The following is a 13,230-nucleotide window of genomic DNA, read 5'->3' on the forward strand; positions in this document are numbered from 1 at the left end:
GCTCAGTCCCTCACTTTCCGCACCACGACGGAAGCCTCCAGGCCTTCGTAGTGCCCGGCGTCCCCGTACCAGGTGCCTGAGATGGGAGCGGCCAACGACGGGTCGCGAGCGACCGCGACGCGGATCAACTGGCCGCCGCCCATGAGGTTGTTGGTGGGATCGAACGCGATCCAGCCCGCCCCGGGCAGATAGGCATGCAGCCATGCGTGAGTCGTTCCCGCGCCGATCACCGACTCTTCCGCGGATTCGCCTTCGACGTCGAGCGCAGCGTCGTACAAGTAGCCCGTCACGAAACGCGTCGCCACGCCGAGCCTTCGAACGGCCTCCATCATCAGCAGTGCGTAGTCGCGGCAGCTCCCGCTGCCCAGGTCGAGCGTCTGCAGCGGGGTCTGGGTGCCTTCTTCATCGCGCGCCGCGTAGGTGAAGTTCTGGCCGATGTAGGCATTCATCCGGGCGAGCACCTCGCGCGTGTCGTTGCCGTCTTCCAGAAACTGATGCGCCCAGCGGATCAGACGGCCGTCGGGATCGTCATGATGGGGACGAAGGTAGCGCTCGAGATCGAAGCGGTCGTCCACGGAGTAAGCGAAGGGCAGCCGTTCGGCGGACGGATCGAGCGCCAGTTGGTCGACGCTGGTCGGCACGTGCTCGATCGAGAAGCGGCAGACGATGCGCAGCTCTGTCGCCTCGCCGATCGGCTGTACCAGCGCGACGGAGTTGGAATGCGGATCCTGGATCATGCGGATGCTCGCGTCCGGGCTCACCTGGAGATCGGTCGCCAGCACGCGCAGGTCATGGCTCTCGCGCGGCCGGAACATCACCCGGTGCAGGCCGAAACGCACCGGCTTCTTGTAGCGGTAGACCGTGGTGTGGGTGATGTCGTAGTGGATGGGCATGGTTTTCTCCCCCTGGGTGTTCTCTCTCGGATCTCGATCCTGTGGGGATGCCGGTGACGTGGGATGCATTGTGAAATGGTTGCGTCGTGCAGCGCACACGAAACCAGAAGAGGTTGATGGACAAGGAGTCGAAATCCGGGTCCAGTGGCTTGCCGGGCAATGGCATCGTGGCGATCGTGCTGCTTGCCGCGGGGGTGCTGTTCGTTCGGGAGATGCGGTGGACTTCTCGAAAGCCGCTTCGAAGACCTGCACGAGGGCGCTTTCGCGCCGTTCTGGCAGCAGCCCTTGCTCAAGGCGCTGCTGCTGCCGTTCGCCACGCTCGGCGGAACGACGGTGCTCGACTACATGGCGCTCGCCAATCTCTGAGCTTCGGCCGGCCACGCGCGCCGCGTGTCGAGCGCGCCCGCGAGCCGCGCGGGCAGCGGCAAAGGCTCGCCGTGCCAGCGCGCGGCAAGCAGTTCGGCGCACAGCGCGGCGAAGGTCATGCCGCGCGAGCCCAACGCGGTGCAGACCCAGGGGCCGCGCTCCGCCCCGGCTTGCAGAGGTCCGACCAGCGGCCGCCGGTCGGCGGATGCGCAGCGCACACCGGCCCAGGCATGCGCCCGTCCGCTCTCGAAAGCGGGGAACAGTCGCGCCGCCGCATGGGGGTGGAGGCGGCGGAGCTTTTCGAGGTTGATCGCGTTGTCTTCCGCCCGCAGCGTTCGGTCGTCGCTGTCGCGATCGAAGGTCGCTCCGGTGAGCCACAGTTCGCCGCCTGCATCGGGCACATGCGCGACCAGGTGGCCGTCGCCGTTCAGCGGCACCGCAGGGAGCAGGGCGTCGGGGTCCGTGACGCCCCAGGCGACCTGGCCGCGCACCGGCTGCAGGGGCAGCGCCGGTGCGAAGCCGCGACTGTCGATGCCTGCGGCGAGGACGACCCTGTCGGCTTCTGCTAGGCGCCTGTCGTTCTCTCCGTGCACGGCCCAGCGCGGCGCACCATCGGACGGCGCGGGCGAGGGTTCGATACGGACCACGCGGGCACCGGTCATCACGCGGATGCCGGGTTGCGCAAGCCAGGCTCGCACGAGCGAGGCAGGGCGTACCCATCCGGCGCGGGCATGGCGGATGGCGTCGGCGTCGTCCGGCACGCCCAGCGCGCGAAGCTGCTCCGGCGTCGCGTGCCACGATTCGTTCGGACCTTCGGCGGTCCAACTGCGCGGCAGGCGCGCATCACCCGGCGCGCGCCGTTCGACCACGCCGGTCGCGCCCCAGTCGCGGCCTTCGACCAGCCACTGCTCGAGCTGCGGCCATGTGGCCCGAATGCCGGCGCGCGTCAGGCGCGAGAGCAGCGCATCGTCCGGCGACACATGGGGCGCCAGCACACCCACCGGCAGGCCCGATGCGCCGGTGGCAGGCTGCGCGGATGCTTCGAGAACCGTCACGCGCCAGCCCCGCCGCGCGAGGCTCGATGCGACCGCGGCACCGGCGAGGCCTGCGCCGATCACGACGCAATGGCCGGGCTGCGCGATCTCCTCGGGCGACGGATCACGGCGGCGCAGTTCCCAGGCAGGGTCGTAGATTCCCTGGAGGCAGTCGCGCTTCGGAGGCAGCCCCGGCGTCTTCTCGACCTGAAAGCCGCACTGCGCCAACGCATCCCGCACCGCCCGTGCGATGGTCCAGGTCGCGATGCGCGTGCCGCGCCGGGCGAAACGCGAGACCGACTTCAGCGTCTCGGCCGACCACATCTGCGGATTGCGCTGGGGACTGAAACCGTCGAGATAGATGCTGTCCGCCTCGAAGCGCTGCGCGCGCAGCATCGGCTGCACATCGCCGACGCACAGGGTCAGCAACACCTGGCCCTCGTCGAGCCAGAGCCGTTGAAATCCCGGCAGCAGGCCGTGCCATTGCGCTGCCAGTTCCTCCGCCAGCGCAAGCAGCTCAGGAGAGGCGGCGGCCGCGCGCAGCAGATCCTCGCGCGAGACCGGATAGGCCTCGATCGAGACGAAGTGCAGCAGCCGGCAGCGGTTCGGGTCCGCGCGCCAGGCCTGCCAGGTTGTCAGGAAGTTGAGCCCGAAGCCGAAGCCGGTTTCGAGAACCCGCCACTGCGGCTTCCCCGACCAGGCCGCCGGCAGGCCGCAGCCGCCCAGGAAGACGTGCCGGGCCTGTGCGGCTGCGCCGCTTTCGGAGTGGTAGATGTCGTCGAACCGCGGGCTGCGCGGGATGCCGTCCGCGCGCCATTCGACCGGTTCGGCCATGCGCGCGCGTGGATCAGTTGCTGGGGGGAACGTATCCCTGCGCCACGTCGGCGCCGTCGCCGAAGAAGTGCTTTTCCATCTGGCGGGCCAGGTACTGGCGCGCGCGGGCATCGGCGAGGTTCAGGCGGTTTTCGTTGACCAGCATGGTCTGCTGCTTGAGCCAGGCGGCCCAGGCCTCCTTGCTCACGCTCTCCCAGATGCGTTTGCCGAGCTCGCCGGGGTAGGGCGGGAAGTCGAGACCTTCGGCTTCTTTGCCGAGCTTGATGCACTGGACCATGCGTGCCATTTGGATGCCTTTGGGGTGTCTTAGTTGATTTCGCTATTTAGAACTGAAAACTCGGTCGTTCCGGTTTCCATATGCTCTATCCAGAATACGCGGCATCTGCTTTATGCCATTTACGAGCACAAGACCATGAGCCTTCGCCGCGACTTTATCAAGCTTTCCCTGGGTGCCGCCGCTGTGGCGGGCATCGCCCTGACGGCATTGCCGTCGTTCGCCCAAGGCGGCGTGACGCTGCTGAACGTGTCCTACGACCCGACGCGCGAGCTGTATGTGGACTACAACCAGGCCTTTGCGAAGTACTGGAAGGGCAAGACCGGGCAGGACGTGACGATCAAGCAATCGCACGGCGGTTCGGGCAAGCAGGCCCGCTCGATCATCGACGGCATCGATGCCGACGTCGCGACGCTTGCGCTGGCCGGCGATACCGACGCGCTCGTCACGCACGGGGGCCTGGTCAAGCCCGACTGGCAAAAGCGCCTGCCGCAGAACTCGGCGCCGTACACCTCGACCATCGTCTTCCTCGTGAAGAAGGGCAATCCGAAGGGCCTGAAGGACTGGGACGACCTCGCGAAGCCGGGCGTGCAGGTGATCACGCCCAACCCGAAGACCTCCGGCGGTGCCCGCTGGAACTACCTCGCTGCATGGGAGTTCGCCAAGCGCAAGTACGGCGGCGACGCCAAGGCCAAGGAATTCGTCGGCAAGCTCTACAAGAACGTGCCCGTGCTCGACACCGGCGCGCGCGGCTCGACCATCACCTTCGTGCAGCGCGGCGTGGGCGACGTGCTGCTCGCCTGGGAGAACGAAGCCTTCCTCGCATTGAAGGAATTCGGCCCCGACAAGTTCGACATCGTCGTGCCGTCGATCAGCATCCTCGCGGAACCGACCGTGACGGTGGTCGACAAGGTGGTCGACAAGAAAGGCACGCGTGCCGTCGCAGAGGAATACCTGAAGTACCTCTACTCGGACGAAGGCCAGGACATCGCCGGCCGCAACTACTACCGTCCGACGTCCGACAAGGCCAAGGCCAAGTACGCGAACCAGTTCCCGAAGCTCACGCTGTTCACGATCGACGAAGCCTTCGGCGGCTGGACCAAGGCCGACAAGGCGCACTTCGCGGATGGTGGCTCGTTCGACCAGATCTATCTGAACAAGTGACCCCGCTCACGCGAACTGCCTGAAAGATTTCCGAAGTGTCCGTTCTCCTGATCGCCGGCAGTCCCTCTGCGCCGTCCCGCTCGGCGGTCCTGCTGGATGCCGTGGCGGCGCGGCTGGCGCTGCGCAAAGTCAAAGTGGATCGTCTCGCGATCCGCGAACTCGCCGCGCATGCGCTGCTGCTGGGCGAAGCCTCGCACCCCACGGTGCAGCAAGCGGCCGAGCAGGTGCATCGCGCCGACGTGATCGTGATCGCGACGCCCGTCTACAAGGCCGCGTACAGCGGCGTGCTGAAGGTGTTCCTCGACCTGCTGCCGCAATCCGCGTTGAAGGGCAAGACGGTCCTTCCGCTCGCGACCGGCGGCAGCCCGCATCACATGCTGGCGCTCGATTACGCGCTGCGGCCGGTGCTGCAGTCGCTTGCCGCGCGGCACATCCTGCCGGGCGTCTACGCGACCGACGGGCAGGTCACGCTGCAACCCGAAGGCGCCTATCAGTTGCAGGCGGACCTGTCGCAGCGTCTGGACGATGCGGTCGAGACGCTTGCCAAGGAAGGCCTCAGGCTGCCGGCGACCTGGGGCTTCGAGCCCGTGGCTTTCGAACAGGTGCGATGTAGCGTCTGACGGTCGTCCGTCGTCCGTCGTCCGGGCGCCCGAGCGGCGCCGCCTCCGTACAACTTCCGTCCCGACCCATTGGGCTGCTGCCATGCGGCCAGGGGACGCCTACGTCCGAAGAAAGAAGAACATGCCTCCTTTGACCTCGAACACCCTGACGCCGCCGCGCTCCGCGTGGTGGGTCGTCGCGGACCTCGCCATCAGCGCGCTGGTGGTCGTCGCAGTCGCGCTCATCACCGGCTTCATCGCCGCCACGTCATGAGCACGCGGACGATCGCGCGCCGCCGCCTGCTGCAACTGCTCGCGGTCACGGCTTCGACCTGGGGGCTGGGCGGGCCTGTTGCGCTGGCGCAGCCGACCTCGTCGGCTTCGTCGGCCTCGTCCGAGCCACTCCAGCAGCTTCGGATCGGCTACCAGAAGTCCGCTGCCAACCTCGTGATCGTGAAGCAGTCCGGCTGGCTGGAGAAGCGCTTCCCGAACGCGAAGATCACGTGGATCGAGTTCCCGGCCGGGCCTCAATTGCTGGAGGCGCTCTCGGTCGGCAGCCTCGAGTTCGGGCTCACCGGCGATTCGCCGCCGGTGTTCGCGCAGGCCGCGGGCAAGGACCTCGTCTACGTCGGCGCCGAGCCGCCGAAACCCGACAGCTCCGCCGTGCTGGTGCTGAAGGAATCGACGATCAGGACGCTCGCCGACCTCAAGGGCCGCAAGGTGGCGCTGCAGAAAGGGTCGAGCGCGCACTACCTGCTGGTGCGCGCGGTCGAGAAGGCCGGCCTGCAATGGAGCGACATTCAGCCCGTCTATCTGGCGCCGGCCGACGCGCGCGCAGCCTTCGAGCGAGGCAGCGTCGACGCGTGGGCGATCTGGGACCCGTTCTATGCGGCGACCGAACTCGCAATCCAGCCGCGGGCGCTGACCACCGGCCGCGGACTGTCGGGAAACAACTCCTTCTATCTCGCGTCGCGGCCGTTCGCGGACAAACATGCAGCCGTGATCGCCGCGCTCTTCGAGGAATTGACCCGCGCCGATCGCCTGGTGCAGCAGGCGCGCGCTGCCGCCATCAAGCTGATCGCCGACTTCAGCGGCCTCGACGCAGGCATCGTGAGCCTGTTTCTTCAACGGCGGCCGCCGTCGCCCGTGGGGCCGATCCAGCCCGCGACGGTGATCGACCAGCAGCGTGTCGCCGATGCCTTCCACAAGCTCGGACTCATTCCGAAGCCCGTGGAGGTCGCGCGCATCGTGTGGCGCCCGGACACGCGTCTCGCCTCCACCAAACCCTGACGACGAAGCACGGACAACGGCATGAACATCTTCTGGTTCCTCCCCACGCACGGCGACAGCCGCTATCTCGGCACGACCGAGGGCGCGCGTCCGGTCGATCTGGCGTACCTGCAACAGATTGCGGGTGCGGCCGATCGACTGGGCTACGAAGGCGTGCTGATCCCGACGGGCCGCTCGTGCGAGGACCCGTGGGTCGTCGCCGCGAGCCTGATCGGCGCCACGGAGCGGCTGCGTTTCCTGGTCGCCGTGCGGCCCGGCTTGCATCAGCCGAGCCTTGCGGCGCGCATGGCCGCGACCTTCGACCGGCTTTCGGGTGGCCGCGTGCTGGTCAATCTCGTGACCGGCGGCGATCAGGCGGAGCTCGAAGGCGATGGCGTGTTTCTGCCGCACGCCGAGCGCTACGAACAATCGGCCGAGTTCATCCGCATCTGGCGCGAGATCATCGCGCGCAGCCATGACGGCCAGAGCTTCGACTACGAGGGCAAGCACCTCTGCGTCAAGGGTGCGAAGCTGCTGTTCCCGCCGACGCAGAAGCCGTATCCGCCGGTGTGGTTCGGCGGCTCGTCCGAAGCGGCGCACGAACTCGCCGCCGAGCAGGTCGATGCCTATCTGACCTGGGGCGAAACGCCTGCAGAGGTGGCGAAGAAGATCGCCGATGTCCGCCAGCGCGCAGCACGCAAGGGCCGCACGGTCAAGTTCGGCATCCGCCTGCACGTCATCGTGCGCGAGACCGAGGACGAAGCCTGGCGCGCCGCCGAATCGCTGATCAGCCGCGTGAATGACGACACCGTCATCCGCGCACAAGCCGCCTTCGCGCGCATGGATTCCGAAGGCCAGCGCCGCATGGCCGCGCTGCATGCGGGCGGTGCCAGGCGCAGCCGCGCCGACCTGGAGATCAGCCCGAACCTGTGGGCGGGTGTTGGGTTGGTGCGCGGCGGTGCGGGCACTGCGCTGGTCGGTGATCCGAAGACGGTCGCGGCGCGCATCGAGGAATACGCGTCGCTGGGCATCGAAAGCTTCATCCTCTCGGGCTATCCGCACCTGGAAGAGTCCTACCGCTTTGCCGAGCTCGTCTTCCCGCTGCTGCCGCGCAAGCAACGCGCCCACGCGCCGTCGCAGGCGCTGACCGGGCCTTTCGGCGAAGTGGTCGCGAATCTCGATGCGCCTTCGAGGCTGCTCTCGCAGAGCTGACCGGCGACGCGCACAAAGGAACCCCATGACAGAACAAGTACAAACACAGCCGCTGCCAGCGCCCGTGCCATCGCTGAACGGTGCGAAGGCGTTTGGCCTCTCGGTGGCGAAGCGGCTCGTCCCGTGGCTCGTGCCGGTGGGCCTCGTCGCGGCCTGGCAGATCGCATCCTCGCTCGGCTGGCTGTCGACCCGCGTGCTGCCGGCGCCCGTCGACGTGGTGAAGGCGGCGTGGAATCTCTCGGTCTCCGGCGAGCTGTGGACCCATGTGAAGGTGAGCGCCGGGCGCGCGCTCGCCGGCCTCGCGATCGGCGGCGGGCTCGGGCTCGCGCTGGGGCTGCTCACCGGTTCGATCCGCTTCTTCGAGACGCTGCTTGATTCGAGCATCCAGATGGTGCGCAACATCCCGGCGCTGGCGCTGATTCCGCTGGTGATCCTGTGGTTCGGCATCGACGAATCGGCCAAGCTGTTCCTGATCTCGGTGTCGGTGTTCTTCCCGATCTACCTGAACACCTTCCACGGCATCCGCAACGTCGATCCGCAACTGATCGAGATGGGCCGCACCTACGGGCTCTCGCGCCGGCAGCTCTACAAGGAAGTGATCCTGCCGGGGGCGACCTCGTCGATCCTCGTGGGCCTGCGCTTCTCGCTGGGGCTGATGTGGGTGATCCTGATCGTGGCGGAGACCATCTCCGCGCAGTCGGGCATCGGCTACCTGACGATGAACGCACGCGAGTTCCTGCAGACCGACATCGTGCTCGTGGGCATCCTGCTCTACGCGCTGCTGGGCAAGCTGGCCGACCTGTTCGCCCGGGCGCTGGAGCGCTGGTGGCTGCGCTGGCATCCGGGCTACCAATCCGCAAAGTGAGGAAGAGAAGACCATGAGTGCCATCCCCCAGACCGCGCAGCGCGAGGCCGACGTGCCCGGCGGCGTGCGCCTCGACATCCGCGGCCTGTCCAAGCGCTACGGCGAACGCGAGGTGCTGAGCAATACGCAACTGACGGTCGAGCCCGGCCAGTTCGTTGCGATCGTGGGCCGCAGCGGCTGCGGCAAGAGCACCTTGCTGCGTCTGGTCGCGGGACTGGAGCAGGCGTCCGAAGGCGCGCTCTACACCGACGGCAAGGCGGTCGACGGACTGCACGACGACACGCGGATCATGTTCCAGGAAGCGCGCCTGTTGCCGTGGCGGCGCGTGCTCGACAACGTGACCCTGGGCCTGCCGGCCGGGCTCAGGGCGCGCGGCGCCGAGGTGCTGGCGCAGGTCGGGCTCGCGGAGCGCAAGGACGATTGGCCCGCGCGCCTCTCCGGCGGCCAGCGGCAGCGCGTGGCGCTGGCGCGTGCTTTGGTGCATCACCCGCGGCTGCTGCTGCTCGACGAGCCGCTGGGCGCGCTCGATGCCTTGACGCGCATCGAGATGCATCGGCTCATCGAGAGCCTCTGGCGGCGTCACCGCTTCACCGCGCTGCTGGTCACGCACGACGTGCAGGAGGCCGTCGCGCTGGCGGACCGCGTGATCCTCATCGAGGACGGCCGCATCGCGCTCGACGAGAACATCACGCTCGCGCGGCCTCGCTCGCAGGGCGATCCGTCGTTCGCCGCGATCGAGAAGCGCATCCTCGATCGCGTGCTGCAGAAGCCCGATGCGCCCGAGCCCGCCAATGACACCCGTTGGGCCGATGGACCCGCGCATGCACTGCGCTGGGCCGTCTGACCCCGACATCCTTTTCCCAACCCACAAGGAGTTCCTCATGTCCATCCAAGCCATCAACGTCCGCAACCAGTTCAAGGGCAAGGTCCGCGAGATCATCCGCGGCGACGTCGTCTCCGAAGTCGACGTCGAGACCGCCTGGGGCATCGTGACCTCGGTCATCACCACGCGCTCCGTCGACGAACTGCAGCTCAAGGTCGGATCCGACGTGGTTGCCCTGGTGAAGTCGACCGAGGTGTCGATCGCCAAGCTCTAAAATGGGGATGATCCAACTCTCTGACATTCACCAGATCTATCAAGGCCCGAGCGGGCCGGTCGAGGCCCTCAAGGGCATCGATCTGACGGTGGCGCCGGGCGAAGTGTTCGGCGTGATCGGGCGCAGCGGGGCGGGCAAGAGCTCGCTGGTGCGCACCATCAATCTTCTCAATCGTCCCGTGCGCGGCAGCGTGCGCGTGGACGGGCGCGAACTCACCGCGCTCGATGACGCCGAACTGCGCGCTGCGCGCCAGGGCATCGGCATGATCTTCCAGCACTTCAACCTGCTCGCCTCGCGCACCGTCTACGAGAACGTGGCGCTGCCACTCGAGCTTGCGGGTCTGCCGCCGTCGGACGTCCGCGGTCGCGTCGAGCCGCTGCTCGAACTGGTGGGCCTGACCGGCCTGCGTGATCGCTACCCGGCGCAGATCAGCGGCGGGCAGAAGCAGCGCGTAGGCATTGCGCGTGCGCTCGCGAATCGGCCGAAGGTGCTCCTGTCGGACGAGGCCACCTCGGCGCTGGACCCCGAGACCACGCGCTCCATCCTCGCGCTGCTGCAGCAGATCAACCGCGAGTTCGGCCTGACGGTCGTGCTCATCACGCACGAGATGCAGGTCATCAAGCAGCTCGCGCAACAGGTCGCGGTGATCGACCATGGCCGCATCGTGGAGCAGGGCGCCGTGCTCGATGTCTTCACCCGCCCACAGCACGAGACCACGCGCAGCCTGCTCGACGACATCGCGCCGCAGGAACTCCCCGAAAGCGTGCTGGCGCGCATCCGTACCCTGATGCACGACGGCAGCAGCGAGGCGCCCCAGCTCTTGCGACTGGCCTTCGCGGGCGACGATGCCGCCGATCAGCCGCTGCTCTCGCAGGTGATTCGGCGCTTCGGCATCGATCTGTCGATCGTGCATGGGCAGGTCGACGAGATCCAGGGGCGGCCTTTCGGGTCGCTCGCCGTGCTGGCGCGCGGCGCGGGCGAATCGGTGGCATCGGCCGTCGCCTATCTGCGCGGCGCCGGCGTGGCGGTGCAGGAGGTGGCGCATGTTTGACGTCTTCACCGGCCCCATGCTGGAACTCTTCGCGACCTCGCTGTGGGAAACCATCGTGATGGTCGGCATCTCGGGCCTGATCGGCGCGGCGGTCGGCGTGCCGCTGGGCGTGTACCTGCATCTCACGGACACCGGCGGCGTGCTCGAGAACCGGCCGGCCAACCGCATCGTGGGCGCCATCGTGAATGCGGTGCGCTCCACGCCCTTCATCATCCTGCTGGTGGCGATCATTCCGCTCACGCGCCTGTTGACGGGCTCGTCGATCGGGACCGCCGCAGCCGTAGTGCCCCTGAGCATCGCCGCCGCGCCCTTCGTCGCGCGGCTGGTCGAGACGTCGCTGCGCGAAGTCGACCGCGGCCTCGTCGAAGCGGCGCAGGCCATGGGCGCGACCACGCGCCAGATCGTCTGGAAGGTGCTGCTGCCCGAAGCCTTGCCCGGGATCGTGGCGGGCGTGACGATCTCCTTCGTGAGCCTCACCGGCTACTCCGCGATGGCGGGCGCGATCGGCGGCGGCGGGCTCGGCGACCTGGGCATCCGCTACGGCTACCAGCGCTTCCTGCCCGAGGTGATGCTGGCCGTGGTGATCGTGCTGATCCTCTTCGTGCAGGCGCTGCAGAGCGGCGGCGACTGGCTGGTGCGCCGGCTCAGCCACAAGTGATCCGATTCTTTCTCCGGGGGCCCACCGGTCCTTCTTTCTCCCTCCCACAAGGAACACGCTTCATGTCTTCATCCAAACGCAAGCTTCTCCAGTCGATCGTCGCACTGGCGATCACGTCGGGCTTCGCGGCCGTGCCGGCATTCGCACAGGACAAGCCGATCAAGGTCGGCGTCACCGGCGGCCCGCACGCGCAGATCTTCGAGCAGGTCAAGAAGGTTGCCGAGAAGGACGGCCTCAAGATCCAGATCGTCGAGTTCAGCGACTACGTGCAGCCGAACGCCGCACTGGCCGCCGGCGATCTCGACGCCAACAGCTACCAGCACAAGCCCTATCTCGACCAGCAGGTCAAGGATCGCAACTACAAGCTCGTGGACGTGGCCTACACGGTCAACTTCCCGATCGGCATCTATTCGAAGAAGGTCAAGAGCCTGAAGGATCTGAAGGACGGCGCGCGTGTGGGCATCCCGAACGACCCGACCAACGGCGGCCGCGTGCTGCTGGTGTTCCAGGACCAGGGCCTGATCAAGCTCAAGCCGGAGGCGGGTCTCAAGGCCACGCCGCTCGACGTGATCGAGAACCCGAAGAAGATCAAGTTTGTCGAAGTCGATGCCGCCCAGCTCCCACGCTCGCTCGACGACCTCGATGCCGCGGGCATCAACACCAACTTCGCGCTCTCGGCCGGCCTCAACCCGGGCAAGGACGCGATCGCGAAGGAAGGCGCGAAGAGCCCCTACGTGAACATCCTCGTCGTGCGCGAGCAGGACAAGAGCAAGCCTTGGGTCGCCAAGCTGGTGAAGGCCTATCACTCGGACGAGGTGCGCAACTACATCCAGAACGAATTCAAGGGCTCGGTGCTGGCCGGCTGGTAAGCCGCGCTTGAGGTTGCCGCCGGGCCGGGCGGGTTTCGTGTAGAAACCCGCTCGAGGTGGGGTTTTGCGCGATGGTGCATGGTCAGACCCACGACCCGGAGGAATGGCATGTCTTTGTTCGATGTGAGCGACATCGTTGCCGCGCTGCATGCGGCACGCGACGAATGGCGCGACGCCCAGAAACGATCGCGCGAGCCCGGCAGCCGCGAATTTCCCTCGCGGGAAGCGCTCGCCGATATCGTCGAATCGCTCAAGGGAGCGCTCTTTCCGATGCGGCTCGGTCCGCCCGACCTGCGCCGCGAGAGCGAGGACTTCTACGTGGGCTATACGCTCGACGCGGTGTTGCAGTCGCTGTGGACGCAGGCCCGCCTGGAACTGCGCTACACCTCGCGCCACGATCCGCGCTCGCCTGAAGAAATCGATGAGCAGGCCACCGCAGCCGTGCGTGAATTCGCGGCGGCGCTGCCGGCCATCCGACGCTTGCTCGACGGCGACGTGCTGGCCGCCTACCAGGGCGACCCGGCGGCGCGCAGCGTGGATGAAGTGCTGCTGTGCTATCCCGGCATCCTCGCGATGATTCACCACCGGCTTGCGCACCAGCTTTACGGCCTGGGCCTGCCGCTGCTCGCGCGCATCGTGGCCGAGCTCGCGCACAGCGTGACGGGCATCGACCTCCATCCCGGCGCGAAGATCGATGCGGGCTTCTTCATCGACCACGGCACCGGTGTCGTGATCGGCGAAACGGCCGTGATCGGCAAGCGCGTGCGGATCTACCAGGCCGTGACATTGGGTGCCAAGCGCTTTCCGACCGATGCCGAAGGCAATCTCCAGAAAGGGCAGCCGCGCCACCCGATCGTGGAAGACGACGTGGTCATCTATGCCGGCGCGACCATCCTGGGGCGGGTGACGCTCGGCAAGGGGGCGACCATCGGCGGCAACGTGTGGATCACCGACGATGTGCCGCCCGGCGCCAGCGTGTCGCAGGCGAGCCTGCAGAACGCCCCGCGCAAGGCGGCCGCCTGAGTCGCACAATCCACACGTCACG

General features: G+C 67.5%; 16 protein-coding genes. 13 read left to right on the forward strand and 3 right to left on the reverse strand.

All coding sequences use genetic code 11. The features are described 5' to 3' along the window. Window positions 1-2 precede the first annotated feature (2 nt). Entirely contained in the window at window positions 3-893 is an 891-nt protein-coding gene (locus tag WKW77_RS00490) for a transglutaminase family protein (protein ID WP_340354868.1), read from the reverse strand. A gap of 159 nt (window positions 894-1,052) precedes the next feature. On the opposite strand from WKW77_RS00490, the gene WKW77_RS00495 reads away from it, so the two are divergent. Next, window positions 1,053-1,259: a hypothetical protein gene (locus WKW77_RS00495; RefSeq protein WP_340354869.1), complete on the forward strand. Its 207-nt coding sequence runs from the start codon at window positions 1,053-1,055 to the stop codon at window positions 1,257-1,259. On the opposite strand, the gene mnmC is transcribed toward WKW77_RS00495, so the two are convergent. Together mnmC and WKW77_RS00505 are read right to left on the reverse strand one after the other, a co-directional pair. Next, on the reverse strand, window positions 1,235-3,127 hold the full coding sequence (gene mnmC, locus WKW77_RS00500) for a bifunctional tRNA (5-methylaminomethyl-2-thiouridine)(34)-methyltransferase MnmC2/FAD-dependent 5-carboxymethylaminomethyl-2-thiouridine(34) oxidoreductase MnmC1 (protein ID WP_340354870.1): 1,893 nt from the start codon (window positions 3,125-3,127) through the stop codon (window positions 1,235-1,237). The genes WKW77_RS00495 and mnmC overlap by 25 nt on opposite strands. A gap of 13 nt (window positions 3,128-3,140) precedes the next feature. Then, entirely contained in the window at window positions 3,141-3,413 is a 273-nt protein-coding gene (locus tag WKW77_RS00505; protein ID WP_093158505.1) for an oxidative damage protection protein, read from the reverse strand. 126 nt (window positions 3,414-3,539) lie between these two features. Between WKW77_RS00505 and WKW77_RS00510 the strand changes: the two genes are divergently transcribed. From WKW77_RS00510 to epsC, 12 genes are all read left to right on the forward strand, one after another. Further along, window positions 3,540-4,565 carry a sulfate ABC transporter substrate-binding protein gene (locus tag WKW77_RS00510; protein ID WP_340354871.1) on the forward strand — a complete coding sequence of 342 codons (1,026 nt, stop codon included), beginning with the start codon at window positions 3,540-3,542 and terminating at the stop codon, window positions 4,563-4,565. A gap of 35 nt (window positions 4,566-4,600) precedes the next feature. After that, a complete protein-coding gene (gene ssuE / locus WKW77_RS00515; protein WP_340354872.1) occupies window positions 4,601-5,185 on the forward strand; it encodes an NADPH-dependent FMN reductase in 585 nt (194 codons plus the stop codon). A 121-nt stretch (window positions 5,186-5,306) separates the two neighbouring features. Continuing rightward, the gene (locus tag WKW77_RS00520) at window positions 5,307-5,438 is read left to right on the forward strand and encodes a hypothetical protein (protein WP_260303634.1); all 132 of its coding nucleotides are present in this window, start codon (window positions 5,307-5,309) and stop codon (window positions 5,436-5,438) included. Continuing rightward, window positions 5,435-6,454 (forward strand): sulfonate ABC transporter substrate-binding protein, encoded by a 1,020-nt coding sequence (locus WKW77_RS00525; protein ID WP_340354873.1) that lies wholly within the window; start codon window positions 5,435-5,437, stop codon window positions 6,452-6,454. The genes WKW77_RS00520 and WKW77_RS00525 overlap by 4 nt, the downstream gene beginning before the upstream one ends. A 21-nt stretch (window positions 6,455-6,475) precedes the next feature. Next, window positions 6,476-7,645 (forward strand): FMNH2-dependent alkanesulfonate monooxygenase, encoded by a 1,170-nt coding sequence (gene ssuD, locus WKW77_RS00530; RefSeq protein WP_340354874.1) that lies wholly within the window; start codon window positions 6,476-6,478, stop codon window positions 7,643-7,645. Between the two features lie 25 nt (window positions 7,646-7,670). Next, window positions 7,671-8,510 (forward strand): aliphatic sulfonate ABC transporter permease SsuC, encoded by an 840-nt coding sequence (ssuC, locus tag WKW77_RS00535; RefSeq protein WP_340354875.1) that lies wholly within the window; start codon window positions 7,671-7,673, stop codon window positions 8,508-8,510. Window positions 8,511-8,523: 13 nt separating this feature from the next. Then, window positions 8,524-9,354 carry an ATP-binding cassette domain-containing protein gene (locus WKW77_RS00540; RefSeq protein WP_340354876.1) on the forward strand — a complete coding sequence of 277 codons (831 nt, stop codon included), beginning with the start codon at window positions 8,524-8,526 and terminating at the stop codon, window positions 9,352-9,354. Between the two features lie 37 nt (window positions 9,355-9,391). Further along, window positions 9,392-9,607: a TOBE domain-containing protein gene (locus tag WKW77_RS00545; protein ID WP_007829250.1), complete on the forward strand. Its 216-nt coding sequence runs from the start codon at window positions 9,392-9,394 to the stop codon at window positions 9,605-9,607. 7 nt (window positions 9,608-9,614) lie between these two features. Further along, on the forward strand, window positions 9,615-10,658 hold the full coding sequence (locus WKW77_RS00550; protein WP_340354877.1) for a methionine ABC transporter ATP-binding protein: 1,044 nt from the start codon (window positions 9,615-9,617) through the stop codon (window positions 10,656-10,658). After that, complete coding sequence (locus WKW77_RS00555; RefSeq protein ID WP_340354878.1) at window positions 10,651-11,316, forward strand: methionine ABC transporter permease; 666 nt, start codon at window positions 10,651-10,653, stop codon at window positions 11,314-11,316. Before WKW77_RS00550 ends, WKW77_RS00555 begins: the two co-directional genes overlap by 8 nt. A 62-nt stretch (window positions 11,317-11,378) precedes the next feature. After that, the gene (locus WKW77_RS00560; protein ID WP_340354879.1) at window positions 11,379-12,185 is read left to right on the forward strand and encodes a MetQ/NlpA family ABC transporter substrate-binding protein; all 807 of its coding nucleotides are present in this window, start codon (window positions 11,379-11,381) and stop codon (window positions 12,183-12,185) included. Window positions 12,186-12,293: 108 nt separating this feature from the next. Continuing rightward, entirely contained in the window at window positions 12,294-13,208 is a 915-nt protein-coding gene (gene epsC / locus WKW77_RS00565) for a serine O-acetyltransferase EpsC (protein WP_340354880.1), read from the forward strand. Window positions 13,209-13,230 lie beyond the last annotated feature (22 nt).

The organism is Variovorax ureilyticus (assembly GCF_037889935.1).
GTDB lineage: Bacteria > Pseudomonadota > Gammaproteobacteria > Burkholderiales > Burkholderiaceae_C > Variovorax > Variovorax ureilyticus.

Excerpts from the sequence above, each read along its gene's own strand:
- WKW77_RS00550 (WP_340354877.1), top strand. The coding sequence starts at position 9,615 with ATGATCCAACTCTCTGACATTCACCAGATCTATCAAGGCCCGAGCGGG.
- WKW77_RS00540 (WP_340354876.1), top strand. The coding sequence starts at position 8,524 with ATGAGTGCCATCCCCCAGACCGCGCAGCGCGAGGCCGACGTGCCCGGC.
- WKW77_RS00525 (WP_340354873.1), top strand. The coding sequence starts at position 5,435 with ATGAGCACGCGGACGATCGCGCGCCGCCGCCTGCTGCAACTGCTCGCG.
- mnmC (WP_340354870.1), bottom strand. The coding sequence starts at position 3,127 with ATGGCCGAACCGGTCGAATGGCGCGCGGACGGCATCCCGCGCAGCCCG.
- WKW77_RS00505 (WP_093158505.1), bottom strand. The coding sequence starts at position 3,413 with ATGGCACGCATGGTCCAGTGCATCAAGCTCGGCAAAGAAGCCGAAGGT.
- WKW77_RS00545 (WP_007829250.1), top strand. The coding sequence starts at position 9,392 with ATGTCCATCCAAGCCATCAACGTCCGCAACCAGTTCAAGGGCAAGGTC.
- WKW77_RS00520 (WP_260303634.1), top strand. The coding sequence starts at position 5,307 with ATGCCTCCTTTGACCTCGAACACCCTGACGCCGCCGCGCTCCGCGTGG.
- ssuD (WP_340354874.1), top strand. The coding sequence starts at position 6,476 with ATGAACATCTTCTGGTTCCTCCCCACGCACGGCGACAGCCGCTATCTC.
- WKW77_RS00495 (WP_340354869.1), top strand. The coding sequence starts at position 1,053 with ATGGCATCGTGGCGATCGTGCTGCTTGCCGCGGGGGTGCTGTTCGTTC.
- ssuC (WP_340354875.1), top strand. The coding sequence starts at position 7,671 with ATGACAGAACAAGTACAAACACAGCCGCTGCCAGCGCCCGTGCCATCG.
- WKW77_RS00555 (WP_340354878.1), top strand. The coding sequence starts at position 10,651 with ATGTTTGACGTCTTCACCGGCCCCATGCTGGAACTCTTCGCGACCTCG.
- WKW77_RS00490 (WP_340354868.1), bottom strand. The coding sequence starts at position 893 with ATGCCCATCCACTACGACATCACCCACACCACGGTCTACCGCTACAAG.
- WKW77_RS00560 (WP_340354879.1), top strand. The coding sequence starts at position 11,379 with ATGTCTTCATCCAAACGCAAGCTTCTCCAGTCGATCGTCGCACTGGCG.
- WKW77_RS00510 (WP_340354871.1), top strand. The coding sequence starts at position 3,540 with ATGAGCCTTCGCCGCGACTTTATCAAGCTTTCCCTGGGTGCCGCCGCT.
- epsC (WP_340354880.1), top strand. The coding sequence starts at position 12,294 with ATGTCTTTGTTCGATGTGAGCGACATCGTTGCCGCGCTGCATGCGGCA.